Below are 24,807 nucleotides of genomic sequence, written 5' to 3'. Positions count from 1 at the left end.
TAGAGACGAAGGGGATATTTATCGTGGAAAAAACATGGAAATTGCCGAAGCAAATGGAATCATCCCGCGGTCTGCTGGAAACGTCAGCACGGCCCTTTATCAAACTGCACGTCAAAAAAGCTGAAACGGGTCGGTATGACAGTAAAATTGCCGGAGACCCCTATTTTCCGAAACATGAACCATATCCTGAAGATGAAAGCGGCAGACCGATGAAGCTTCTCGCTCAAATCAATTTTGCGGATATGCCCGGACTTCCTGATTTTCCGGACACCGGCATTCTTCAGTTTTACATATCGGTCAGTGATGACGTATACGGTTTGAATTTTGACGACGGGTGCGCGCAAACGGGTTTCTGCGTCAAATATTTTGAACATGTGACAGCAGAAGTAGCGGAGCTCATGGATGATTTTTCTTTCGTTCAGGTTGAAGAGGAGTACGATTTTCCGATTCAATCCGAAGCGCTGATCACCCCTGAGCTGTCTGCTGAATGGGTGCTCCCGTCTGATTTTCAATTCGGGCGGTATGCCGGGATGGATGCCTTTGACTATTTCGAGCAGTTTGACGATGAGGTGTATGACGAATATACGGCGAACGCATTCGGCCATAAAATCGGCGGCTATGCGTCCTTCACCCAGGAAGATCCGCGGTCTTACTCCCATCAAAACCATACGATTCTGCTTTTGCAAATTGATTCAGATGATGACATTGATTCGATGTGGGGAGATGTGGGAATCGCCAATTTCTTTATCAGACCGGAAGATTTGAAGAAAAAAGATTTCTCAAACGTTTTGTACAACTGGGACTGCAGTTAACGACAGTATGATAATCATGATACAAGGCAAAGGAGACGGTTCATCACTGTCTCCTTTTTTTTAGGGAATTTATCATGGATACATAGAGGAGATCAATGAATGGATATGCCGTTTATGTGAGTCTTTTGGCGTTAATGATGAGCATCTCGGCTGCTGAAAATAAGTCATTTAACCTATTTAAGCTGCTTTCTGTCTATTTTAAAATATAATATATGGAAATATAGTATGGAAAAGTCTGTGCTTTTTGTACGACTTTTTGCGTAAGACGAGGTGAAAACAGATGAGCCATTCAAGCACATTAAGCCATATTAACAGCACGATCAGCCATAAACTGGGCGAGGTTGAACACCAAATTGATAAATTAAAAGAAGCGAAAAGAGAGATAGAATCTCTGCAGGAAGAGGGCGTATCTGAAATCAGAGACATCCTCAAGCCGCACCTGGACCATCATTGGACCGGCACTTTTGCTGAAGAATTTGATGACCGGCGCGATCAGGCCCATACAGAAGCATACAGAATCGTCACAGACAAATACGACGGTTATATTTACCGAATCGGCTTAAAGATGACACAGCTTGAAATTGAAAAAGGAGGGCTCCTTGCCGCCAGAAGCATCGCGAGAGAGGCAGAGCACCTGCTGACGCTGGGAGAAGAAGCCCTTGACACGGTCGGAGAAAAAATACAATCAATCAAAAGAAGCTGGAGTTGGTTTTAATGGCAGAAATAAAACTCAAATACGGAGCCGTCATGAAGCAGCTTGAATCCGTCAGCAGCGCTTTGGAGGCCGTTTCGATCGGGAACGCCGGTTCAAACGGAAAAAACAAGCTCGACTATACCTCCAAATACCAATCCCGCGAGGCAAAGCTTGTATCAATGATCAGCGAATACAAGCAGGCCGTTCATAAGAATATCGCGGACGTTAAAGACAACGTAGATTCTTTGAAAGAACAGGACGAGGCGATCGCCGTAAAATAACGAAAGAAAGGACTTGCCGATGAGCAAAGTGTTTGAATCACAATCGTTAACGGACGAAGCAGATAAGAGAAGGAAACAATACGAAGCCCTTGAAGAGCAGCTGCGTGCGCTCAAACAAGCCTTTCAAGGCGTGGCCGATCTGGGTGATGCTTTGAAAGGGAAAGGCGCAGACAATATAAAAGATTTTTTTCAGGGACAAGCGGAAATCGCCGACAGCTGGCTGACGCTTGTCTCTGCTCAAATTGCGTTTTTAAATGGCATTTCAGGTGACATTAAAGATCAAGAACTCAGCGATACATATGTGGAGACTTCATTTTTGGAGCATGAGCTGCCCAATGCGGATTTGAAAGCTTCAGAGATTGTCTCCGCTCATAAAGCAGAAATCGATTCAATTTTGTCAGGCATCAGCGATATTATTCATCTCGACACATATACGCTGGATGATTACGCTGATAAAATGGGCGATGCCCAGAAAACCAGACGCGACACGATCACGGCAGTCGATACGCTTGATGAATCCCTGACCGCTGAATATCAAAACTTAGAATCTCTGGACAACGCAGTGCTCAGCAAATATTCCGTTCTCATGCAGGCCACCAGCAACGGGAAAAGCGCATCCCCTATGTACTATGACAAAAAAGCCTTCCACAGCAATGAAATCTACAAAAGCGTCATGGCGGCAGAAAAACAGGGAACGGGCTATATTGACGCAAAAGCCCAGCAGGCCGAAGCAAGACGGCTTCAGGAAAAGGCTGAAGAAGAAGCCAATAAACCATGGTACGAAAAAACATGGGACGGCATCTGCAACTTTACCGGCGAAGTCACCGGCTATTATGATTATAAAAGAGCAGCCGAAGGCGTTGATCCGGTGACCGGAGAAAAACTCTCCACCGCAGAACGCGTCACAGCAGGAGCGATGGCCGCCGCCGGATTCATACCGGTCGTCGGCTGGGCGGGCCGCGCTTTCAAAGGCGGAAAAGCCATTTACAAAACCGGGAAAACCGTCATTGCCGCAGAACATGCTTTAGATGCCTATAAAACAGGAAAATCCTTAGACATTCTAAAAATGACAGAAATGGGCGCATACGGCCTTGTCGCCTCAAACGGATTCTCAGAAGCCGTCACAGGCAGAGATATGTTCGGAAACAAAGTGTCTGAGGAGAAGCGGAAGCAAGGGGCGCTGGAAGCTATTACTATGATTGGTGGAGCAGGATTGGCACACTACTTTGAGCGGTTGTACCAAAAAAATGCTCCATATGTCAATAAAGTGGCTAATGAAAGCCTTAGTAGCAATATTGCTAAGACTAGTGAAGAAAAACAAACTAGGCTTCAATATTTAAGAAATAAGCATGGTGTATTGTCTAAAGAAGATCTTCACCATCGAATAAATCTAAGAGCAGAAGTGTTAAACGAACTTAGTAAAATTAAATCATCTGGTTTAACTAAAAAACAAAGAGGTCCTGCGGTAGCTGGTGTATTGGACAAAAAAACAGGCAAGTATTATTTTGGAATTAACAATATAGATGGGGAGCCACCTAAGGTACTACATCCACTTATTCATGATAGAATCGTAAATATGCCTGTAGAACTTAAGGAAGGTTATATAAAAACATCAGGGGCTGGTTCTCATGCCGAAGTTAATGCGCTAAATGAAGCATTACTACAAAGACCTGATGCGGAATTAAAAGAATTAATGGTATACGTAGTAAGTGCGAGGAAAATAAATAAAAAGATGCCAGAAGGTGTCCCAATGCCTAGATGTCCACATTGTGAATATATAACTCAAAATACAAATTATATACCGGAGGCTTTAAAGTATGGAAAATGAATATGATATGAAGAATATAAAAGAAATAGGAGTGGACTTTGAGGATTTATGGTTCTCTTCGGTCAGTGATGAGATACTAGATAATCCTGAAGACGAAAATGGCCAGCCGTTTACAGGGCTGGCTTACGAATTATATCCAAATGGACAAATCATCTATTTTACTAAATATAAGAATGGGCTGGCTCATGGTTTAACAAGTGAATTTTATGAAAACGGGAATAAAAAAAGTGAAAAAGAATATAGATATGGGCAATTGCATGGTAAAAGTATAATTTGGTTTGAAAATGGAAGAAAAAAAAGTGAGCAACAGTATGAGCATTCCATACTAATTTGCGAAAAGAGTTGGGATGAAGAAGGCAATCTATTAAATCAGTATGAGCTAGATACAAGTAGTCCTCACTTTGAAATACTAGAATCGAGAAGAGAGACTCACATTAATTTAGGTCGAGAGTGATCAATCGTTATGAAATTATTTGATGTGCATAATTTTGATATGAAAAAGGAACAAGATTTTTTACAGGTCCAATTTAACCTTCAAAATCGTATCAACCTATCCCCCGTCATCCATCCAGACTCCGTCAACACCTGCGCAGGCGTCGACCTCGCTTATTGGGAGCAGGACGGGGAACCGTACGGCGTATGCAGTATCATCGTGATTGACGCTGATACAAAAGAAGTGATTGAAAAAGTGCACAGCATGGGGAAAATCGGCGTGCCGTATGTTTCCGGTTTTCTTGCGTTTCGCGAGCTGCCTTTGATCATCGAGGCGGCGAAAAAGCTGGAGGCGGAGCCGGATGTGTTTTTGTTTGATGGCAACGGGTATCTGCATTACAATCATATGGGCGTTGCCACCCATGCGGCTTTTTTTCTGGGTAAGCCGACGATTGGGATAGCGAAAACCTATCTCAAAATCAAAGGCTGCGATTTCGTGACGCCTGAAAATGAAGTCGGCGCATACACCGATATTATCATTGACGGCGAGGTATATGGACGGGCGCTGCGAACGCGGCGGGATGTGAAGCCTATTTTCTTGTCTTGCGGACATAACATTGATTTAGAAAGCAGCTATCAGATCACAATGAAAATGATCAATCGAGAAAGCAGGCTGCCGATCCCTGTCCGTCTGGCTGACCTTGAAACGCATGTTTTGCGAACGTTTTATCGGAAAAATCCCGTGTGACACTTGGGGCTCTAAGCCACCAAGTGTTTTTTTGTATGCCTGGTGTCTGCTTTATTAAAAACTTTGTCGTCCTTGCAGATAGATTTTTATTTGAATGTTTTTCGCGTCAAATCGATAAAAGCCTTTAATGGCGCAGACATCCACTTGTCCTTATGCCATGCTAATTGAGTAAAAACAGGGCATTCATTCTGCCAGCTGAGTTCTTTCATCCGTCCTTCGGCAATATCGTCTTTTACTGTCATTTCAGGCAATAGTCCAATTCCAAGTCCGGCCATCACGCATTGTTTGATGGCTTCTATGCTGACGAATTCTAATTTGTTAGGGTAGACTCCGGCGTCATGTAAAGTGTTCTCAAAGAGCGTGCGGTATGAACAGCCGTCCTCTGTCAGCAGAAGGGTTTCGTTTTGAAGATCTTTCAATGTTGCTGGTGAGTCTGCTGGAAAAGGATGATCATTGGCGGCTACCATTTTGATTTCATCCTGAATCAAAGATTCAACGTGCAGTGCGTCTTCCGTTCGGTTCACATCCAAAATGAAAGTGATATCAAGCTGGCCCTGTAAGAGCTGTTCTTTCGCTTGTTCGTTGGACACATACGGTTTGAATATGAGCTTTACTTGAGGAAAAGCCTGTTTGAATTCTTTTATGATAGGCGGAAGGCGGTATGTGCACTGGCTTTCCGTCGCGCCGATTTTCAAGGTTCCGGTTGTTTCTCTTACTTGATTTGCGGCCATTTTTGCTTCTTCTGTTAACGCAATGATCTTCTCCGCATAGGATTTGAATGTTTTGCCGGCTTCTGTCAGGATGAGCCGCTTGCCGAGCCGTTCAAATAAAGGAGTCCCGATTTCTTCTTCAAGTGATTTGATCTGAGAGGTAACGCTTGATTGTGCATAGTTAAGCATCTTGGCGGTTAGGGTGAAGTTTACATGTTCTGCCGCCGTAATAAAGGTGATCAGCTGCTTCAATTCCATATGTTCTCGTCCTTTCTAAATCGGTTTTACCGATTGGAATAATCGAAATAATCATCTGTATTGATTGATGAATCCATTATATGATGAAGAAAATCATTCGTAAACAAAGGAGCAGATGCATCATGAAAATTGCGGTTATTCATGGCGGAACGAGGTCTGGCGGAAATACGGATATTCTTGCGGAGAAGGCTGTTCAAGGATTCGATGCGGAGCACATTCATTTGCGGAAATATCGGCTCCAGCCAATTGAAGATCTGCGTCACGCCCAAGGCGGCTTTCGTCCTGTTCAAGATGACTGCGATTCTATCATTGAGCGGATATTGCCGTGCGATATTCTTGTATTCGCCACCCCAATTTATTGGTTTGGCATGTCAGGGACATTAAAGCTGTTTATTGATCGCTGGTCACAGACGCTGAGAGATCCGAGATTTCCTGATTTTAAACAGCAAATGTCAGCGAAGCAGGCATATGTAACAGCAGTGGGAGGAGACAATCCTAAACTAAAAGGGCTGCCGCTGATTCAGCAATTTGAACATATTTTTCATTTTATGGGGATGTCCTTTAAAGGCTATGTGCTGGGAGAAGGCAATCGTCCCGGTGATATTCTTCATGATCATCAGGCGCTGTCCGCTGCGAGCAGCTTATTGAAAAGAAGTGATGCTCTATGAAGCTGCTGCTGGTTATCTCTGGTATGTTGATACTCGCACTCTTTTTAGCTTGGAAAGAGCCGACTTCTGTTTGGATACAGGCTGAAACCAATTCGCCTCAGGTTCAGCAATTTGTGAGAATGGCAGGCGCAACGCTGCAAGTCAAGCAAATCATCAAGAGTGATGCAGGCGAAGAAACAGTTGTCATATCAAATGGTATTTCTGGGCCAAAATAAAAAAGCACCTGTCCAGGTGCTTTTCTTTATAAATGAGGAATCACAAGCCCTCCATACAAAAACGCCGCGACAATCAGGAAGGCCGGATGCATCTTGAATTTTGTCAAGGCAAGAAGGGAAATCCCCGCAATCACTATCGCTTGAACCCAGCCGATCGCTTTGATGCCGTCTGCGCCGATTTGCCAGGTAAGAATAAGCATCATGACGGCGATGACAGGCTGGACGGACAGCGTCATACCTTTGATGACAGGGGATTGGCGGAAGCGCTGAATGATGCGCAAGAGGACGATCAATGCGAGCGCCGACGGTACGACAGTGGCGATCAGCGCAATCAGGAACCCGGGCCACCCGCCTGCGCTGTAGCCGACATACGCAGCGATTTTCGTGGCGATCGGGCCCGGCAATGCGTTCGCAAGTGCGAGCATATTTGAGAATTGATCGTTTGAGAGCCAGCTGTATCTGTTGACGACTTCTTCAAACATCAGCGGGATCGACGCCGGTCCGCCTCCATATCCGAGTACGTTTGCGACAAAAAACGCCATAAATATATAAATCATGATCATGAGGCCGACATTCCTTTATCTTTTGAACGTTTATTTGTGATTTTGTCCTTTAATTTAAAATGAAACGCGCCGTACGCCAAGAAAATGATAATGACAAAGCCGGGATTGATCTGTAACGTTTGCAGGCCGATAAAAGCGATGATAAAAAACAGGATGCCCGTGACCCAGCCGAATCCTTTAAGCGCTTTTTGGCCAAACTCGTACGCCATGATGCCGAGCATTACCGCAATCACCGGTGTTACGGCGCCAATCATGCCGGCAACAATTGCTGAGTGGCTTAAGACATTGACAGCCGCAAACAAGCCCGCCATAGCGAGACATGTAGGCAGAATATGTGCGAGGGTTGCCGCGATTGCGCCTAACGTGCCTTTCAGCTTAAAGCCCAGATACGCAGCCATTTTTGTGGCAATCGGTCCGGGAAGCGCATTAGCGATCGCTAATATTTCTCCGAATTCATCATCATCTATCCATTTGTATTTATTGACGGCTTCATGGCGGATGAGCGGGATCACCGACGGGCCGCCCCCGAATCCGAGAATGCCCGTTCGGACCATCGCCGCCGTAATGTCCCAATAGGGATGTTTCATGGCTATGTCCTCCTTACAGCTTCATGCCCGTTCTGCTTTTATACCGTTTAATCAGCATTTGGCAGTCGACGCTGACGACGCCTTTTTGCGTATAGAGCCGTTTTGTCAAAAACTCTTCCATCTCCTGATCATTTGCGAAAATGCCGTGCATATGCAGCTTGCTCGGCCCGGTCATGTGATAAAGGCTTGTCACGGCCGGCTCCTTTTCAAGCTTTAATGCGGTATCCTCCAAATACTGCGGCTCCACCTCCACATTAAAAAACACGGACACATGACGGCCGATTTTCGCCGGGTTGATGACAGCGGTGAATTTTTCAATCACACCGGCATCCAGTAAATGCTGAATGCGGTGCTGAACCGCCACTCGCGACAGGTTAACCCGCTTTCCTACGTCTGTATAGGAAATCCTCCCTTCCTCGTGCAAAATCGAAAGAATCTGTTTATCCGTTTCATCAAGGACAAGATTCGGAATGCTGTATTCATGTTCCAACCCGCTTCACCTTCCTTCATTTGGTAGACATTATTGTATCATGAAACATTACGTTATGAAGGGGAAAATTTTTTATTGTTTTCGATGCGTAATAACTTAGAATTATTTCTTATCGAAAAGTAAATAGTGTGTGAGATTTTCTTTCAGGAATGTGGATGGCCGCGAAGCCGCTTTTTATACTTGAGAAAATTTGTAAAGGGGCTTGCCATGAATACTTCAACCATCGGAACGAAACAAATGGTCGTCAGTCCGCATTATCTCGTTTCTCAGGCGGGGGCCGGCATTCTGGAAAAGGGCGGAAACGCGTTTGACGCGGCAGTGGCGGTCAGCGCCTGTCTGGCAGTTGTGTATCCGCATATGACGGGTCTTGGCGGGGATTCATTTTGGCTCACTTACCATAAAGAAACGGGACGAATCAAAGCTTATAACGGGAGCGGCCGTTCAGGGAAGCATGTGACGAGAGACTTGTATCGGGGCAGAGAAGCGATCCCTCTGCGCGGGACAGAAAGCGCCATTACCGTTCCGGGAATGGCGGACAGCTGGGATGCCGTGCTTTCGGCGTACGGGCGTCTTTCGCTCGCTGAGGTGCTGAAGCCAGCTCTTGATTATGCGGCAAACGGATTTCCGGTGTCCGCCGACCAGTGCGCCCACACAGAACGCAATCTCGCTCTTTTAGCCTCGACGCCTTACACCTCGGCCATTTTTACGAGAAACAAAAAAGCGCCCATGCCCGGTGAACGGTTTGTCCAGAAGGATCTGGCGGCCAGCTTGGAGCAGCTTGCCGAGAAAGGCAGAAGCGCTTTTTATGAAGGAGACCTCGCTCAACGCATCACATCCTTTCTGCAAAACAACGGCGGCCGTCTGACACTTGATGACTTTAAAGCCCACCGCGGCGAGTGGACGAACCCGGTATCCTCCGATTACCGCGGGTGCAAAATCTATCAGGCTCCGCCGAATTCACAGGGCTTTACAGGCTTAATGACGCTCAATATATTGGAAAACTATGATTTTTCTCAGATCGAACACGGTTCCTTTGACTATTATCATCTGCTGATCGAGGCGCTGAAGAAGAGTTTTCAGCACCGGAATGAAGTGCTGACTGATCCGGCATTTTCTCATATTCCGCTGGATCGGCTGCTTGATAAACGGTATGCAAAGCAGCTTTCGGAAGAAATTGGTAACGCGGCTGCGCCGGCGGTAAGCCGGCCGATCGGAAGCGACACAGCTTATGCCGCCGTCGCCGATGCGGAAGGAAATGCCGTTTCCTTTATTCAGAGCCTCTATTTCGAGTTCGGATCTGCTGTTACAGCGGGGGAGACGGGCATTCTGCTGCAAAACCGCGGGTCATTTTTTTCGCTGGACGAATCTCATGTCAATACACTTGAACCCGGCAAGCGGACGTTCCACACCCTCATGCCGGCGATGGCCTGTAAAGAAGGAAGACCGCACATCCTGTACGGAACCCAGGGAGGAGAAGGCCAGCCGCAAACTCAGACAGCGATGATTACGCGCATCATTGATTACAAAATGAACCCCCAGCAGGCGATCAATGAGCCGCGCTGGGTCTGGGGACGGACATGGGGAGAGGAGTATGAAGGGCTGAGGGTTGAAAGCAGAATCAGCCCTGAAACGAGAGAAGCCCTAAGGCAGAGCGGCCACCGCGTCGAGACCGTTGGTGATTTTGACGGGCTTATGGGCCATGCGGCAGCGATCGTCATTGATGAAGAAGGCTTTCTCCAAGGCGGGGCCGACCCGCGCGGCGACGGAGCGGCCGCAGGAGTATAGAGCTGCGCTAACTGATGAAAAAAATAAGCACGCCAAGCGCGGCAGAAAGACCTGCGTAAAACGAATCGTACACATATTGCTTTTCCTCCCGCCGGTGCCGCCATTCCATTAAGCCGCTACAGCAAAATAGCATGAAAACAACTCCCGCAAATACGTACATTTCATTGAAAAAATTCACCGCTGCGATGCCCGTAATAAGCAGTGTGATTTCGATTAATCGATGTGTGCCGTTTATCGGCTTCTGCTTTTTAACAGGCTTTGGCAAATTGAGAACTTTGACGGCAAATACTTGAAACATAAGGCTGAGCAAAATAAATACGGCTGAAAAAATCAGTAACTGAGTGAAATCCATCGTCTGCCTCCTAAAAATGTGCCACTCGTTTCATACGGGTGAGGACCTTGTAAGTTTCGGCATTCTACAAGACATTAGGCTGAGTTAAATGGTAAAAGACTCAAAAAGACCCCTTTCGAAAGGGGTCTTTTTGACTAGTTTCTTCTATTATAATGGTTCCTGCTTCAGGTCGGGCGGACAAGCGTATATGTCTTCCCGAGTCTGGCGTATTCATTCCCCGCGAGCCTTGCCGCAGGCTTCAGCTCATCTGTCCGTATGTAGCCTTTATCGGCGTCATATACTTGGTCATTCAAATGAAAACAAACGACTCTGCCGATGATGAGGTCTGTCGTCGTTTCTCCGCTGTCATTTTGGAACGGAAGATGGCGTTCGAGTATACATTCAAACCTCACTTTTGCTTCTTTTATACCGAGAACGCTGATGCAAGCGCTGTCTGTCACAGAAAGGTCTGTCATGCCAAGCTCACTGACATCAGGATCAAGCTTTGCCGCCGTTTTGTTAATGTCTTCAATAATGGACTCATCACTGACGTGTACGACGAATTCCCGATGAGCGATTGCGTTTCTCGCGGTGTCTTTCTGCCGTCCGTCCGCGCGGCTGACTGAGATGGCCAGAAGCGGCGGTTCTGCGGAGACAACGTTATAGAAACTGAAGGGCGCCGCGTTTACGGCGCCGTTGATGGATGACCGCGTAGTGACAAATGCGATCGGCCGGGGAACGACTGTGCCCGAAAGCAATTTGTAAGTGTCTTTTGCGTTCAGTTCGTCTGCTCGTAAGATATGCATGATTTCGGCCGCCTTTCTTTATCGTATGACCTGATTATACAGAAAGAAAATTCGGAAACACAACAAAAGAAAACCGGCTGCATATCTTATCACGTGGCATATATCTGATTGAGGAAAAAGGCTTCCGTTTAGCCGGCAGCCTATTTACGAATGGTGTTACTTGTAGTTTTTCTTTACAACCCAGATGTTCCCGTCTTTCCAGTACTCTGTTTTGCTGCAGTAATCGTCTTTTTTGCAAGGGTCTTTTTTATGAGGACGATAAGGTTTTTTCTGCGTGCGTTTTTTCTTGCGGCGGCATGATTTTTTGTGGCTGCGAGATTTTTTGTGAGACCGGCAAGATTTTTTACGGCTGCGAGATTTTTTGTGAGACCGGCAAGATTTTTTACGGCTGCGAGATTTTTTGTGAGAACGGGACTTTTTATGGCTGCGAGATTTTTTGTGAGAACGGGATTTTTTATGGCTGCGAGATCTTTTGTGAGAGCGGGATTTTTTATGGCTGCGAGATCTTTTGTGAGAGCGGCACGATTTTTTATGACTGCGAGATTTTTTGTGAGAACGGGACTTTTTATGACTGCGAGATTTTTTGTGAGAACGAGATTTTTTATGGCTGCGAGATTTTCTCTTCTTACTGCTTTTTGGTTCTTGGTACAAATAATCTTCCAATCCCTCGGTGCTTGCGGACTTTACTGCTTCTTCGATATCAGAATGGGAATAGTGGCCCATTTTGAAACCTCCTCATGATATATGTTTTAAGGATGCGATCCTTACTACCACATAGTACGCATGGATGAAAAAAGTGTATGTGTGATTCGCTGAGTTTTATATAAAAAGCACAGCCTAAATTAATACAGGGAGGGTTACTGATGAAAGACCAATCAACATTGCCTCTATACCAGCTGTTTATTCACCCGAAAGACTTAATGGAGCTGAAAAAAGACATTTGGGATGATGATCCGGTGCCCGCGGTGCTGAGAGTGAATCAAAAACGGCTTGACATTGATCTGGCGTACCGCGGCTCTCATATAAGAGATTTTAAGAAAAAATCGTATCATATCGCTTTTTATTCGCCGAAAACATTTCGCAGGGCGAAAGAGATACATTTAAACGCTGAATACAAAGATCCGTCGATGATGCGGAATAAGCTGTCTCTCGATTTCTTCGCGGAGCTTGGGACGCTGTCACCAAAGGCGAATTTCGTAACCTTGCAAATCAATGGCAGACATGAGGGGGTGTATCTTGAGCTGGAGTCAGTGGGTGAATATTTTCTGGCGAAACGGAATTTGGCGGACGGCGCTGTTTTTTACGCGGTTGATGACGACGCCAATTTCTCCCTCGTCAGTGATCTGGAGCGGGATACGAAAACGTCGCTCGAGCTTGGTTATGAAAAGAAAACGGGAACGAAAGAAGACGATTTATACTTGCAGGATATGATCTATAAAATTAATACCGTGCCGAAGTCAGAGTTCAAGGGGGAGATCGTCAAACACTTGGACGCCGATAAGTATTTGCGGTGGCTTGCGGGCATCGTGTTTACCTCAAACTACGATGGATTTGTTCATAATTACGCTTTGTACCGGAATCATGAAACGGGACTTTTTGAAGTCATTCCGTGGGATTACGATGCGACGTGGGGAAGAGACATTCACGGTGATCGGATGGAGGCCGATTATGTCAGAATACAAGGGTTTAATACCTTGACTGCAAGGCTTCTGGATGAACCGTATTTCCGCAAAGCGTACAAACGGCTTTTGGAAGAGACGCTTCAGACCCGGTTTACCATTGAATATATGAAGCCGAAGGTCATGTCACTGTATGAGCAGATCAGGCCGCATGTCGCGAAGGATCCATATAAGAAAGAAGAGATTGATTGCTTTGACCGGGAGCCTGAAGTGATTTGCGAATACATTAAGGAGCGGTCAGCCTTCATCAGCAGTGAGTTAGAGCGGTGGAATATCTGATTTGGAAATGAAGAAAGATTTTTACAAATAGGCTGGTGAATCAGTTCCCGAAAATAATCGTGATACGTATATATGCATTATGCTTTTTACATTATGAGAAAAATGACTAGGAGGACAATAGATGAAACGCAATACGAAGCGGCATCGGTCTGATGACAACTTTTTGCATGCAATGGAAGGAAAGGTAATTACTGTCTACCGGGGAGGCCCGGAGTCCAAGACAGGGAGATTAGCAGACATTCAATCAGATTATATCGCTCTTCAGGTTGATAATAAAATCGTTTATTATCAATGGAAACACGTGAAAAGTGTGACGGAAAATACGAGTGAAACCGTATCGCAGTCCGAAGCGGCAGAATGTGAAAAAGCTGATGATTTTCAAGACCTGATCAGCCGGATGACCAATCGCACGGTGCAATTGAATCAGGGAGGTCCGGAATCGAAAAGAGGAAAGCTTCACGAAACAGGGGATGATTTTCTCGTGCTGGAAACGGAAGATGACGGAATTGTATATTTTAACGCCGACCATGTCAAAAGCATCAGTGCAGAACAAGAAGAGGACGGCCAAGAGGAGGAGCGCCCGGAATTTGAAATGGCTGATGATTTTCACGGCATATTTAAACGCCTGATCCACAAATGGGTATCCATCAACCGCGGAGGTCCTGAAGCCGTTGAAGGTATACTTGTGGATAATTCCGACGGCCATTACACTCTTGTGAAAGATAAAGAAGTGCTTCGAATCTATCCTTTTCATATCAAGAGCATCAGCGAAGGGGCAAAAGGAGCAGCTAAAAAAGAGGAGAATAAAGACGACGAGAATAAAGGTGAGAAAGAGAGCGCCGAAGAAGAAAAGCCGCATGAGGAAGAATCACGCGAAGAGCAGCGTACTTCCTCTAAAAAGTCGAAAAGATCATCAAGATCCGTTCGATCCTCAAAACGGGAGAAAGAGGTCTCTTATAGCTACGCCACTGTATTAAGGACAATAGATTATCGGTGGAAACGCGGCCGTAAATGATTGGAAAGATTGTCCGTAAACGCGGGAGAGGGGGGGAATGAAATGGCTGCATTAAGCAGATTTCTGGATAAACAAGTCGATATTGAGATATCGGGGAATACGACATTTTCAGGAACTCTTTTGGATATCGGTCAGGATATCATTGTGATTCATGACGGCCGGACGTTTCTTTATATTCCGCTGCTGCATCTTCAGCGGATGACATTGACGCTCCCGGACGAAGAGAATAAAGAACCGTACGCAAGAAAAAAAAGTCCGCATCCCGAAAAACAGGAACATTCATTTTCTTACCGGAATACCCTCCAGCATATAAAAGGCAGATTCACAGAAATATTTGTTACGGGAGACCGTTCCATTCATGGGTATGTGACAAGTGTTTTAAATGATTATTTTGTTTTCTTCTCTCCGGTTTATAAGACTCTTTTCATCTCGATGCATCATTTGAAATGGCTGACACCCTATTCCGATGAGCAGACGCCGTATACATTAAACAGTTCAGAGCTGCCGGTTGTTCCCGCTAATGTGCCCCTTGTCCGGAATTTTGAGGAGCAATTAAAAAGATATATCGGGAAGCTGATTATTCTGGATTTAGGAGATATACCGAATAAAGTGGGGCTGTTACAGGATGTCTCAGATAATATTCTTGAACTGACCAATGCAGACGGCGATACTGTTTTTTGGAAATTGAATCATTTAAAAACTATGCACCTGCCATAAATGATAAAACTGCCTCTCTTATACAGCAGGCAGTTTTTTTCATCAGAGCTAAAGGTAAATCCAACTGATCCAAATATATAAAACGGTAATGGTAAACACGACAGTGAGAGGGACAACGATAATGGTCGTTTTGATATATTCTGACCAAGAAACTTTTTCGCCGTGCTGTCTGATGATATGCATCCAGATCAGCGTGGCTAATGTCCCGATCGGCAGAAGCAATGATCCGATATCACTGCCGATAATATTAGCCAAATAAATGATTTTTACGGTTAATGGGTCGATGGACATTTCAGTTAAGGTCAAAGTGCTGATCATTAAGGCGGGATGGTTATTGAACAAATTAGAGAGGACGGATGTAGCAATGCCCATAATAGATGCAGCGTGGGCAATGCTTTGTGAGACATAAGGTTCAATAGACTGAACAAGCAGCGCCGTCAGTCCGATATTATGCAGTCCGTAGATGATAATGTACATCGTGAAAGCAAAAATAAAGATATGCCAAGGCGCTTTCCTTAATAAGTCTGCCGGTCCGATTTTTAAATAAAACCATCTCCAGCCAAGGAGGATGACTGAACTGATGACAGCCACGAGCGAAACGGATATGCCGTTGTAAGAAGCTGCAAACAGACTGATCCGGACGAACAATACAAATGCCAAAACACAAAACATGATGTTCGTACGGCTGTTTTGGGTCGGGTCTGGCGGAGGCTGAAGCGGGTGATATCGTTTGTGTTCCAGCGAATCAAAATGAACCGGAATATCGGGGAGCTGTTTCGGCAAACGGCGGTAAAAAACGGCAAACAGCAGAAAGGCCATAAACACCAGTCCCAGCGTGCCGGGGATAAACATCATATTGGTGTACAAATAAAGGTCCATGCCTATCATTTTGAGAGAAATTAAATTGACGATATTACTGACGCCGATCGGGGTGCTTGCCGCCGTCGCAATTAATACGCCGCTTATTAAATACGGTGTTTTCTGATGTCTTTTAAGTCCGAGATATTGTAAGACCAATAGTAAAATAGGAGTGGTGATTAAGACGCTGCCGTCATTATTCAGAAAGAGCGTCATTGAAAAACAGAGCAGGTTGGTCAGCCAAAAAAGCCGGATGCCCGATCCCTTGGCGCGGTGAAGCAGTTTGGCCGCCGCCCAGTTAAAAAAACCGAAGCTTTCCAGCGCGATCGCCATAATCATTGTGGAGATAATGGTGATTGATGCTCCGGTGACTTTTGACCCTATATCCCCCAAATCATGAAAGGAAACGGTTCCGCATAACAAAACGAGAATGGCGCCCAGCGACGCCGGAAAGGCTTCATTTAATCCCCCGGGTCTCCAAAATATAAAAATAATGGTCACAAAGAAAGAAATCAGGGTCAAAATGACGGTAATATGTGTAATGTGTTCTGCCTCCTTTTAGATGGGTCATTGCCGCCCCGTTATTTTTATCCCTCCTGATCAGTTGTACTGTATGTATACGGGTACAGGTCGTAAGGTGTACTGAGCGTTTCTACCAATTTAGTAAAATTCCATAAAAGCACAAAAAAAAGAGGCTGCTTTCGGCGGCCCTCTTTTTTATGCATTTTCCTTATCCGCCTGCAATAAAGCCTGGCGTTTATTCATAATATCCAGAAAATGTTTCAGAATCGGGTTTTGATTATCCTTGCGGTAGGCAATGACCCATTCGGCAGTGAGCTGCACCTGATTAATGCCGCGGTAGGCGACTTCGAGATTAAACAGCTTTTTAGCAGAAGAAGGCACGAAGGTTACGCCGATACCGGCACTAACCAATCCGATCACCATTTGATACTCCGTCGCTTCCTGAACGATTTTCGGTTTAAAGCCCGCCTGCTCGCAGTAGTTTACAAACTCTAGGTATAAAGTCGGCCATGTTTCTTTCGACAGTGTGATAATCGGTTCATTTTTTAAATCCTGAATGTCGATTGTCTGTTTAGCGGTAAGCGGGTGCTGCTTCGGCAAAGCCAGAATGCACGGGCTGCTCTGCACCTTTTCCATATGTAACGCGGAATGCTGTAAAGGCGGATGAAGGATGCCGATATCAATGTTCCCCTTCAGAAGTTCTTCCTGCTGTCTGAAAGAAGAAATTTCACGCAGATCAAGCTTGACGGAGGGGAATTTTTCGCGGAATTCCCGAATGATCGGCGGCAGAAATTCATATGTGGCCGAGCCGACAAAACCGACGACAAGGCGGCCGAGCTCTCCCCGCGCCGTTCTCTGCGCCATTTCAATCGCTTTGTCTATTTCTTCGATCGCGTTTCTGCTGTGTTTTAAAAAACTTTCTCCGGCAGCTGAAAGCTCTACAACCCGTTTCGTGCGCTTTAATAAGGTCACGCCGACTTCCTTCTCAAGCTGTTTGATCTGCTGGCTGAGAGGCGGCTGTGTCATATTTAACCGAAGCGCAGCTTTGCCGAAATGAAGTTCTTCGGCAACGGCAATAAAGTATTGAAGATGGCGAAGCTCCATCCTTATCCATTCCTTTCTCTTTGTTAATTATTCGTGAAACATATTAATCATACGGCGAATTGATATTGGAGGTCAATTTCCAAAGAGTGTATAGTGAATAATATCACAAATTACTTAAAATTTTATATTTAATATGCATAATAAGGAGTGAGGGTGTTGGCAAAAGCAACAAATGAACTAAAAACCTCTGAAAAAAATCGGGGGGCGGAGCTTGTTGTTGATTGCTTAGTGGAGCAAGGTGTCACACATGTTTTTGGCATTCCGGGTGCAAAAATTGATGCAGTATTTGATGCGTTAAAAGATAAAGGACCTGAACTGGTTTTATGCCGTCACGAACAGAACGCTGCATTTATGGCTGCGGCTGTCGGAAGACTGACTGGAAAACCAGGCGTTTGTCTCGTTACTTCAGGCCCGGGGGCATCCAACTTGGCGACCGGCTTGTTAACGGCTAATACAGAAGGTGATCCGGTAGTGGCGCTGGCGGGTAACGTAATTCGCGCAGACCGGTTAAAACGGACACACCAATCATTGGACAATGCGGCGCTATTTCAGCCGATTACAAAATACAGTGTAGAAGTACAGGAAACAGGGAATATACCAGAAGCGGTAACAAACGCCTTCAGGGCAGCGTCAGCAGGTCAGGCAGGCGCGGCTTTTGTGAGCTTTCCGCAGGATGTTGTGAATGAAATCACAAACGTGAAAAACGTACGCAGCGTGCCGGCGCCGAAACAAGGCCCTGCACCGGAAGAAGCGGTCAGCGCGGCTATCGCGAAAATCCAGACGGCGAAACTTCCCGTTCTGTTAGTCGGCATGAAAGGCGGAAGACCGGAAGCGGTAAAACAAATCCGCAAACTGCTTGCCAAAACAAAACTGCCTTTCGTAGAAACGTACCAAGGGGCCGGCACATTGTCCAGAGAGCTGGAAGACCAATATTTCGGCCGGATCGGACTGTTCCGCAACCAGCCGGGCGATCTTCTGCTTGAACAGGCGGATGTCGTATTAACGATCGGTTATGATCCGATTGAATACGATCCGAAGTTCTGGAACGTAAACGGTGACCGTGCTATTATCCATCTTGACGAAATCCAGGCCGATATCGATCATGCCTATCAGCCGGAATTAGAATTATTAGGCGATATCGCCGCTACGGTTAAACAAATTGAACACGACGCTGTGACATTTGATATGGGCAGCCGTGAACAAGAAGTGCTGAGCGAATTAAAGCAGATGCTCACAGACAGCGAGAAGGCGCCAAGCGACCATAAATCCGGCAGAGTGCATCCTCTGCAAATCGTCCAAGAACTGCGCAATGCAATTGATGACGACGTAACCGTCACTTGCGATATCGGTTCTCACGCGATCTGGATGTCCCGCTACTTCCGCGCTTATGAGCCGCTGAAACTCTTGATCAGCAACGGCATGCAGACATTGGGCGTAGCGCTTCCTTGGGCGATTGCCGCCACATTGGTGAATCCGGGTGAAAAAGTCGTATCCGTTTCAGGAGACGGAGGATTCCTGTTCTCTGCAATGGAATTGGAAACGGCAGTCCGCTTAAAAGCGCCGATCGTTCACCTTGTATGGAATGACAGCACATATGATATGGTCGCATTCCAGCAAATGAAAAAATATAACCGTACATCATGCGTAGATTTCGGAAACATTGACATCGTAAAATATGCAGAAAGCTTCGGCGCCACCGGCTTGCGCGTTGAGTCACCGGAACAGCTGGCAGACGTGCTGCAAAAAGGCTTGAACACAGAAGGCCCTGTCATCATTGACATTCCTGTCGATTACAGTGACAATGTCCATTTATCAAGCGACATGCTTCCGAAGCAATTCAAAGAAAAAATGAAAGCAAAAGCTCTCTAGCACTCTGCGCACCATGACCTGTTTTCTAAAACAGCCCAATTTAAAAGGAGTGAAGGGAATATGAAAAACGCAAGCGACATCCATATGATGAGCCGCGGAGAAAAAGGCTCACCTGAGGATCAGATCTATCAAGTATCCACAATGACATCTCTGCTGGACGGAGTATATGACGGAGATTTTGATATGGCTGACATTCCGAAGTTCGGTGATTTCGGAATCGGCACGTTCAACAAACTGGACGGCGAATTAATCGGATTTGACGGAGAATTTTACCGTCTGCGCGGCGACGGTACGGCTACGCCTGTTAAAGGCGGAGACCTGTCACCATTCTGCTCATTCACATTTTTCACGCCGGATATGACGCATACGATCGACGGCGAAATGACCCGTGAAGAATTCGAGCAGGAAATCGCCAGCCTTCTGCCTAGTAAAAACTTATTTTATGCGATCCGTTTAGACGGCGTATTTAAAAAGGTGCAGACAAGAACGGTAGAACGCCAGGAGAAACCGTACGTTCCGATGATCGAAGCGGTGAAAACACAGCCTGTGTTCAACTTTGACGACATTCAAGGTACAATCGCCGGCTTCTGGACGCCGGGATACGCAAACGGCATCGCTGTTTCCGGATATCACCTGCACTTCATTGATGAAGGACGCAATTCCGGCGGACACGTGTTTGACTATGTCATTAAAGATTGTAAAGTGACCATTTCTCAAAAAATGAATATGAACCTCAAGCTTCCGAATACGGCGGACTTTTTCAACGCAAATTTAGATAATCCGAATTTTGCGAAGGACATCGAAACAACCGAAGGAAGCCCGGAATAAATTAAAAAAGAAAGCCCCATTTTTCTCGGGGGCTTTCTTTTTATTTGGCTGAACCGGCAAAGATTAGGTAAAATACAGTCAAAAGGGAAAGGTGTGGTAGCTGTGAAAGTATTGGTATTAGCGGTTCATCCTGACATGAACAACTCAGCGGTCAATAAGGCGTGGACAGAAGAATTAAAAAATCATGATGAAATCACGGTCCGTGAGCTTTATAAAGAATATCCGGACGGGAAAATAGATGCGGAAAAGGAACGGCAGCTGTGTGAACAGTATGACCGGATCGTATTTCAATTCCCGCTGTACTGGTACAGTGCGCCTCCGCTTTTAAAAACATGGATGGATCATGTGCTGGCGTATGGATGGGCTTACGGCTCCAAAGGAAAGGCGCTGCACGGCAAAGAATTGCTGCTGGCTGTTTCCGTAGGTGCCGGAGAGGATGCATATCAGGCAGGCGGGTCTAACCATTTTTCACTGAGCGAGCTCTTAAGGCCGTTTCAGGCAATGGCTAATTTTACGGGTATGACCTATTTGCCGGCTTTTGCGATGTACGGGGTAAGCAGCGCCGATGCTGCGGCTATCCGTGACAATGCCAAACGCCTGGCGGATTACATAAAGAAGCCATTTTAGAGTTGTATGCATTCATCTTCATCCGATAATATTTCCTGAGAAATATTTCGAACCTTAGACGTTTCTGACTGCTCAAGAAAGAAAAAACGGATTTCGCGCTGAATTTGCGAAATCCGTTTTGATATTATGTCAGTTTTTGCAGATCTTTTGTGCTGATATATCCCGTTGCGCCCCCGTAATCGACAAGCGCCCAGCCGAAATCAATGCCGCCGCCGGATGTCTTTTTCCATCCGAGGAAAGAAACGCTCGTGTTTTTAGCAAGGGAAGCTTTGACCGCTTGTTTGTCTGTATATACTTTTGTTTTTGCCGTCGTTTTTACGGTTGTTGCTTCTTTAACAATATAATGAGTAGATACAAATCCTGTTTTTCCGTTTTTATAATGTACTTTTGCCCAGTCAGCGTTCTGGAATGAAACGATCTTTAAGCTGTCGCCTAAATGAAGGGTATCAGCTCTCGGACTGGCTGCTGATGCTTTTGTTCTGACGTTCAATGCTTCCGCGGAAACGAGATAAGAGTCAAGCGGATAGCTGTACAGATCGTCAATCTTGCCCGCTTCTTGCGCGTGTGTCTTGGGAAGAGGCGTTATTCCGAAAGCTGAAGCCGCTGATATTCCCGCTGCAAGGGTCAGGATGGATGCCGCTTTGGCTGTTTTCTTCATCTCTATCTCTCCTTTTACATCTTCTTTTCACGTTTTTCCGGAAATCTAAACATCGGACGGTTACTTTTGCGTTTGAAGTTTCAATGGGGCGGAAATGGTTTTTTTGATTTTTTCTCCTTTCAGCACTTGTTCCGCCGCTTCCGCCGCCAGTTTTCCGATCAGCTCCGGCTGCTGGGCGACCGTGGCTGTCAGCTTCCCGTTTTTAATGGAGGAAATCGCATCCTTATTTCCGTCAAAACCGACAACCAGAATGTGTTTGCCCGAGCTGTTGATCGCTTCGAGCGCACCGAGCGCCATTTCATCATTATGGGCGAACACGGCTTTGATGTCAGGATGGCCCTGAAGCAGGTTTTCCATGACGGTCAATCCTTTTGTACGGTCGAAATCCGCCGCTTGCTTCGTTACGACATCCAGCTTTTTGTCAGCGATATGATGAAAGCCCGTACCGCGTTCCCGGGTCGCGGATGCGCCCGGAACTCCCTGTAATTCCGCGACTTTAGCGCCTTTTCCGAGCTGATCGGCGAGGTAGCCGGCCGCCATTTCTCCTCCTTTGACATTGTCAGAAGCGACAAGCGTTTCGACTTTGCCGTGTTCGGCTGAACGATCAAGCGCAATGACGGGAATGCCGAGGGAATTTGCAGATTCGACGGCGGTTGAAATCGCTGATGAATCGGTCGGATTGATCAGCAGCGCATCGACTCCCTGCTGGATCAGGTCTTCTACGTCATTCGACTGTTTTGATGAATCGTTTTGGGCATCGACAATGATGACCTTCATGCCCCGTTTTTTGGCTTCTTTTATCACGCCGTCTTTTAATGAAACGAAGAACGGGTTGTTCAAAGTGGAGACGGAAAGTCCGAGTGTGAATTCTTTTTTATGTTTGGTGTTTGACGGTTTTGCCCATTGGGGCGGTTCAAGTGAACAGGCGGACAGCAAAAACAGTGATAATGCCGCAATCGCGATGATGGCCTTCTTCATCATGATCCTCCTACTATGCCGATTTTTTGCGGTCCAGCAGCACCGCAATTAAAATGACGATTCCTTTGACGACGAGCTGATAAAAAGACGATACGCCGAGAAGGTTCAAGCCGTTGTTCAGCGTTCCGATAATCAAAACCCCGATCAGCGTACCGATGATGCGTCCCCGTCCGCCGGACAGGCTCGTTCCGCCGAGTACAACCGCTGCGATGGCGTCCAGCTCGTATGATTCCCCGGCCGTCGGCTGTGCGGAATTTAAGCGTGATGTCAGAATCGCTCCGGCCAGCGCCGATAATAAACCTGTCAGAGAATAGATCATGATCTTGATGCGGGGCACTTTGATACCGGAAATCAGCGCCGCTTTCTCATTGCCGCCGATGGCGTATGTCCGGCGGCCGAACGGTGTTTTGTGCAGAAGAACCCATAGGGCCGCAAATGCAATCAGCATGGTAATGGCGGGTACGGGGATGCCGAGAAAATAACCGCGCCCGAATAATTGAAACGCATCATTTGTACCGAGTCCCGTAATCGGATTTCCGTCTGTATAGACGAGGGTCAGTCCGCGAAAGACCGTCATTGTCGCCAAAGTGGCGATAAACGGCGCCATTTTTCCTTTTGTGATTAATAATCCGTTTATCATGCCGAGTACGGCGCCGATCGCGCAGCCGATGATAACGGCTAAGATCGGGTCGATGCCTGATACCATCATACCGGCGAGCAATGCGCTCGATAAGGCGAGGATGGCTCCGACAGAGAGATCAATGCCTCCCGTTAAAATGACAAACGTCATTCCGAAAGCGATCAGCGCATTAATCGCAACCTGCCGAAGAAGATTGAGAATATTGAGCGGCTCAAGAAAACTCGGGTTTAAAACGGAAACGATCAGCACAAGAATCAGTAAGCCGAGAAACGGTCCGAGTTTTTGCGTAAAGGTATGAATGGAAAAACGCTGTTGTTCAGTTGATGTCATTGGTTCAGTTTTCATTCTGCTGCCCTCCCGTGGCAAGTGTCATGATGTGTTCTTGTGTTGCGCCGGCCGCATTGATTTCTCCATTGATGCGTCCTTCATGGACGACGATGATTCTGTCACTCATGCCGAGAATTTCCGGCAGCTCGGAAGAAACCATGATGATGGCGACGCCTCGGTCGGTCAGCTCATTCATTAATGAATAGATCTCCCGTTTCGCACCTACGTCGACGCCTCTTGTCGGTTCATCGAGGATGAGAACTTTTGGGCCGATTCCGATCCATTTGGCGAGAACAACTTTTTGCTGATTTCCTCCGGATAGATGCCGCGCGGCGGTTTCCGGAGACGCGGTCTTAATGGTCAGCCGCTTGATCAGCAGCTCGACGAACTCCGCCTCGCGTTTTCGGTCAATGATGCCTTTCGGAGAGAAACTGGTCAGGTTCGGCAATGAGATGTTTTCACGAATGGACGTATCCAGAAGCAGTCCTTCATCTTTCCGGTTTTCTGTAATCAGGCCGAGTCCCTTGCGGATGGCATCAGCCGGACCCCGAATGCCGATTTTTCGGCCGGAAATCCAGATCTCTCCGGAATCGAGCCGGTCAATTCCAAACAGCGCTCTCATGATTTCTGTCCGTCCGGCACCCATTAAGCCGGAAACACCAAGGATTTCTCCGGCGCGCACATGGAAACTGACCTGTGAAAAGCTTCCTTTTTTTGAGGCGTTTTTCACTTCGAGCACCTTATCGCCGAGTGACGGCGTGCGTGTCGGATACCGATCAGTCAGCTCCCGGCCGACCATTTTTTTGACCACTTCATCAAAATTAGTATCTTTCAAATGCGCCGTATCGACAGTGAGGCCGTCCCGCATAATGGTGATCCGGTCGCAAATTGAAAATATCTCTTCCATTCGGTGCGATATATAGACGATTGAAACGCCGTCTTGCTTTAACGCCGTCATTACGTCAAACAGCTTGCTGATTTCCCGTTCGGTCAGCGCCGCGGTCGGTTCGTCCATAATGATGACTTCGGCGTTTGTCATCAGCGCTTTAGCAATCTCAATCATCTGCTGCTGGCCGACGGAACATTGTCCGGCTTCCCGGTCAAGAGGCAGAGAGACTCCCAGTTTTTCAAGTTGTGATTTTGCTAGCGCTTTCATTTTCTTCGTTTCCATGCCGTCGTCAGCTCTTTGCCGATAAAGAGGTTTTCAAGCACCGTCATGTCCGGCCATATATTCAGCTCCTGATGGATAAAGGCGATTCCGTGCTTTTCGGCTTCTTTTGGATTGGAGAAGGTCATATTTGTTCCGTTTATCGTAATGTTTCCCTTATCGAGGCGGTGCAGCCCGGTGAGCAGGTTCATTAACGTCGATTTGCCCGCTCCGTTTTCTCCCATTAAAGCGTGGATTTCTCCCGGCAGAAGCCCAAATGAGACGCCGGAGAGCACTTGATTTTTCCCGAATGCTTTATGAATGTCTGTCATGCTGATGTGCATGCTGGAT

27 protein-coding genes and 1 pseudogene are annotated in these 24,807 nt (G+C 46.5%); 15 read left to right on the top strand and 13 right to left on the bottom strand.

Going from position 1 to position 24,807, the window contains the following annotated elements; all coding sequences use genetic code 11:
* Nucleotides 1-23 precede the first annotated feature (23 nt).
* From NYE50_RS19455 to NYE50_RS19430, 6 genes are all read left to right on the top strand, one after another.
* Nucleotides 24-812 (top strand): YwqG family protein, encoded by a 789-nt coding sequence (locus tag NYE50_RS19455; protein ID WP_029972855.1) that lies wholly within the window; start codon nucleotides 24-26, stop codon nucleotides 810-812.
* Nucleotides 813-1,092: 280 nt separating this feature from the next.
* Nucleotides 1,093-1,527, top strand: coding sequence for a DUF5082 family protein (locus NYE50_RS19450; protein WP_014419065.1), 435 nt, complete (start codon nucleotides 1,093-1,095; stop codon nucleotides 1,525-1,527).
* Nucleotides 1,527-1,787, top strand: coding sequence for a YwqI/YxiC family protein (locus NYE50_RS19445; protein WP_007614257.1), 261 nt, complete (start codon nucleotides 1,527-1,529; stop codon nucleotides 1,785-1,787). The genes NYE50_RS19450 and NYE50_RS19445 overlap by 1 nt, the downstream gene beginning before the upstream one ends.
* 19 nt (nucleotides 1,788-1,806) lie before the next feature.
* Nucleotides 1,807-3,615: an LXG family T7SS effector putative deaminase YwqJ gene (gene ywqJ / locus NYE50_RS19440; protein ID WP_159353524.1), complete on the top strand. Its 1,809-nt coding sequence runs from the start codon at nucleotides 1,807-1,809 to the stop codon at nucleotides 3,613-3,615.
* Entirely contained in the window at nucleotides 3,605-4,069 is a 465-nt protein-coding gene (locus NYE50_RS19435) for a toxin-antitoxin system YwqK family antitoxin (protein WP_044802938.1), read from the top strand. The genes ywqJ and NYE50_RS19435 overlap by 11 nt, the downstream gene beginning before the upstream one ends.
* 9 nt (nucleotides 4,070-4,078) lie before the next feature.
* Nucleotides 4,079-4,795, top strand: a complete 717-nt coding sequence (locus NYE50_RS19430) for an endonuclease V (RefSeq protein WP_159353523.1) — start codon at nucleotides 4,079-4,081, stop codon at nucleotides 4,793-4,795.
* Nucleotides 4,796-4,881: 86 nt separating this feature from the next.
* On the opposite strand, the gene NYE50_RS19425 is transcribed toward NYE50_RS19430, so the two are convergent.
* The gene (locus NYE50_RS19425; RefSeq protein WP_017418769.1) at nucleotides 4,882-5,763 is read right to left on the bottom strand and encodes a LysR family transcriptional regulator; all 882 of its coding nucleotides are present in this window, start codon (nucleotides 5,761-5,763) and stop codon (nucleotides 4,882-4,884) included.
* Between the two features lie 122 nt (nucleotides 5,764-5,885).
* On the opposite strand from NYE50_RS19425, the gene NYE50_RS19420 reads away from it, so the two are divergent.
* Complete coding sequence (locus tag NYE50_RS19420; protein WP_007614245.1) at nucleotides 5,886-6,431, top strand: flavodoxin family protein; 546 nt, start codon at nucleotides 5,886-5,888, stop codon at nucleotides 6,429-6,431.
* Nucleotides 6,428-6,646 carry a hypothetical protein gene (locus NYE50_RS19415; RefSeq protein ID WP_146737818.1) on the top strand — a complete coding sequence of 73 codons (219 nt, stop codon included), beginning with the start codon at nucleotides 6,428-6,430 and terminating at the stop codon, nucleotides 6,644-6,646. The genes NYE50_RS19420 and NYE50_RS19415 overlap by 4 nt, the downstream gene beginning before the upstream one ends.
* Before the next feature lie 26 nt (nucleotides 6,647-6,672).
* On the opposite strand, the gene chrA is transcribed toward NYE50_RS19415, so the two are convergent.
* From chrA to NYE50_RS19400, 3 genes are read right to left on the bottom strand one after another with little or no spacing between them, the layout of a single operon-like run.
* Nucleotides 6,673-7,209, bottom strand: a complete 537-nt coding sequence (gene chrA, locus NYE50_RS19410) for a chromate resistance efflux protein ChrA (protein WP_017418771.1) — start codon at nucleotides 7,207-7,209, stop codon at nucleotides 6,673-6,675.
* Complete coding sequence (gene chrB / locus NYE50_RS19405; protein ID WP_017418772.1) at nucleotides 7,206-7,796, bottom strand: chromate efflux transporter subunit ChrB; 591 nt, start codon at nucleotides 7,794-7,796, stop codon at nucleotides 7,206-7,208. The genes chrA and chrB overlap by 4 nt, the downstream gene beginning before the upstream one ends.
* Nucleotides 7,797-7,809: 13 nt before the next feature.
* The gene (locus NYE50_RS19400) at nucleotides 7,810-8,286 is read right to left on the bottom strand and encodes an Lrp/AsnC family transcriptional regulator (protein WP_022553893.1); all 477 of its coding nucleotides are present in this window, start codon (nucleotides 8,284-8,286) and stop codon (nucleotides 7,810-7,812) included.
* A 207-nt stretch (nucleotides 8,287-8,493) separates the two neighbouring features.
* On the opposite strand from NYE50_RS19400, the gene ggt reads away from it, so the two are divergent.
* Complete coding sequence (ggt, locus tag NYE50_RS19395; RefSeq protein ID WP_159354683.1) at nucleotides 8,494-10,071, top strand: gamma-glutamyltransferase; 1,578 nt, start codon at nucleotides 8,494-8,496, stop codon at nucleotides 10,069-10,071.
* A 7-nt stretch (nucleotides 10,072-10,078) separates the two neighbouring features.
* Here the strand turns inward: ggt and NYE50_RS19390 are convergent, their stop codons facing one another.
* The 3 genes from NYE50_RS19390 to cotG form a co-directional block, all read right to left on the bottom strand.
* A complete protein-coding gene (locus NYE50_RS19390) occupies nucleotides 10,079-10,423 on the bottom strand; it encodes a DUF4181 domain-containing protein (RefSeq protein WP_014419052.1) in 345 nt (114 codons plus the stop codon).
* Between the two features lie 164 nt (nucleotides 10,424-10,587).
* Nucleotides 10,588-11,208: a flavin reductase family protein gene (locus NYE50_RS19385; protein WP_159354682.1), complete on the bottom strand. Its 621-nt coding sequence runs from the start codon at nucleotides 11,206-11,208 to the stop codon at nucleotides 10,588-10,590.
* A gap of 156 nt (nucleotides 11,209-11,364) precedes the next feature.
* Complete coding sequence (cotG, locus tag NYE50_RS19380; protein ID WP_021494842.1) at nucleotides 11,365-11,931, bottom strand: spore coat protein CotG; 567 nt, start codon at nucleotides 11,929-11,931, stop codon at nucleotides 11,365-11,367.
* A gap of 140 nt (nucleotides 11,932-12,071) precedes the next feature.
* On the opposite strand from cotG, the gene NYE50_RS19375 reads away from it, so the two are divergent.
* The 3 genes from NYE50_RS19375 (at nucleotide 12,072) to NYE50_RS19365 (ending at nucleotide 14,898) form a co-directional block, all read left to right on the top strand.
* Nucleotides 12,072-13,166 carry a CotH kinase family protein gene (locus NYE50_RS19375; RefSeq protein ID WP_159354681.1) on the top strand — a complete coding sequence of 365 codons (1,095 nt, stop codon included), beginning with the start codon at nucleotides 12,072-12,074 and terminating at the stop codon, nucleotides 13,164-13,166.
* 121 nt (nucleotides 13,167-13,287) lie between these two features.
* Nucleotides 13,288-14,181: a hypothetical protein gene (locus NYE50_RS19370; protein WP_053574032.1), complete on the top strand. Its 894-nt coding sequence runs from the start codon at nucleotides 13,288-13,290 to the stop codon at nucleotides 14,179-14,181.
* A 42-nt stretch (nucleotides 14,182-14,223) separates the two neighbouring features.
* Nucleotides 14,224-14,898: a DUF2642 domain-containing protein gene (locus NYE50_RS19365; protein ID WP_159354680.1), complete on the top strand. Its 675-nt coding sequence runs from the start codon at nucleotides 14,224-14,226 to the stop codon at nucleotides 14,896-14,898.
* A 48-nt stretch (nucleotides 14,899-14,946) separates the two neighbouring features.
* Here NYE50_RS19365 and NYE50_RS19360 read toward each other — a convergent pair whose 3' ends face one another.
* Together NYE50_RS19360 and alsR are read right to left on the bottom strand one after the other, a co-directional pair.
* Nucleotides 14,947-16,278 (bottom strand): arsenic transporter, encoded by a 1,332-nt coding sequence (locus NYE50_RS19360; protein ID WP_159354679.1) that lies wholly within the window; start codon nucleotides 16,276-16,278, stop codon nucleotides 14,947-14,949.
* Between the two features lie 195 nt (nucleotides 16,279-16,473).
* Nucleotides 16,474-17,382, bottom strand: a complete 909-nt coding sequence (alsR, locus tag NYE50_RS19355; protein ID WP_007407528.1) for an acetoin biosynthesis transcriptional regulator AlsR — start codon at nucleotides 17,380-17,382, stop codon at nucleotides 16,474-16,476.
* Between the two features lie 156 nt (nucleotides 17,383-17,538).
* Between alsR and alsS the strand changes: the two genes are divergently transcribed.
* The 3 genes from alsS (at nucleotide 17,539) to NYE50_RS19340 (ending at nucleotide 20,706) form a co-directional block, all read left to right on the top strand.
* Nucleotides 17,539-19,251: an acetolactate synthase AlsS gene (alsS, locus tag NYE50_RS19350; RefSeq protein ID WP_159354678.1), complete on the top strand. Its 1,713-nt coding sequence runs from the start codon at nucleotides 17,539-17,541 to the stop codon at nucleotides 19,249-19,251.
* Nucleotides 19,252-19,311: 60 nt separating this feature from the next.
* Nucleotides 19,312-20,079: an acetolactate decarboxylase gene (gene budA / locus NYE50_RS19345; RefSeq protein ID WP_003151318.1), complete on the top strand. Its 768-nt coding sequence runs from the start codon at nucleotides 19,312-19,314 to the stop codon at nucleotides 20,077-20,079.
* A 102-nt stretch (nucleotides 20,080-20,181) separates the two neighbouring features.
* The gene (locus NYE50_RS19340) at nucleotides 20,182-20,706 is read left to right on the top strand and encodes an NAD(P)H-dependent oxidoreductase (protein WP_020956445.1); all 525 of its coding nucleotides are present in this window, start codon (nucleotides 20,182-20,184) and stop codon (nucleotides 20,704-20,706) included.
* 124 nt (nucleotides 20,707-20,830) lie between these two features.
* On the opposite strand, the gene NYE50_RS19335 is transcribed toward NYE50_RS19340, so the two are convergent.
* From NYE50_RS19335 to NYE50_RS19320, 4 genes and pseudogenes are all read right to left on the bottom strand, one after another.
* Nucleotides 20,831-21,364 (bottom strand): SH3 domain-containing protein, encoded by a 534-nt coding sequence (locus tag NYE50_RS19335; RefSeq protein WP_159354676.1) that lies wholly within the window; start codon nucleotides 21,362-21,364, stop codon nucleotides 20,831-20,833.
* A gap of 60 nt (nucleotides 21,365-21,424) precedes the next feature.
* On the bottom strand, nucleotides 21,425-22,342 hold the full coding sequence (gene rbsB / locus NYE50_RS19330; protein ID WP_159354675.1) for a ribose ABC transporter substrate-binding protein RbsB: 918 nt from the start codon (nucleotides 22,340-22,342) through the stop codon (nucleotides 21,425-21,427).
* A gap of 13 nt (nucleotides 22,343-22,355) precedes the next feature.
* On the bottom strand, nucleotides 22,356-23,327 hold the full coding sequence (gene rbsC, locus NYE50_RS19325; RefSeq protein WP_159354674.1) for a ribose ABC transporter permease RbsC: 972 nt from the start codon (nucleotides 23,325-23,327) through the stop codon (nucleotides 22,356-22,358).
* Nucleotides 23,317-24,800, bottom strand: a pseudogene (locus NYE50_RS19320) (sugar ABC transporter ATP-binding protein). Before NYE50_RS19320 ends, rbsC begins: the two are co-directional and overlap by 11 nt.
* Nucleotides 24,801-24,807 lie beyond the last annotated feature (7 nt).

It is taken from the genome of Bacillus sp. EU55 (assembly GCF_038005925.1).
GTDB lineage: Bacteria > Bacillota > Bacilli > Bacillales > Bacillaceae > Bacillus > Bacillus velezensis.
The sequence above is the reverse complement of the archived record's forward strand: the minus strand, read 5'-3'. Positions and strand labels throughout refer to the sequence as shown.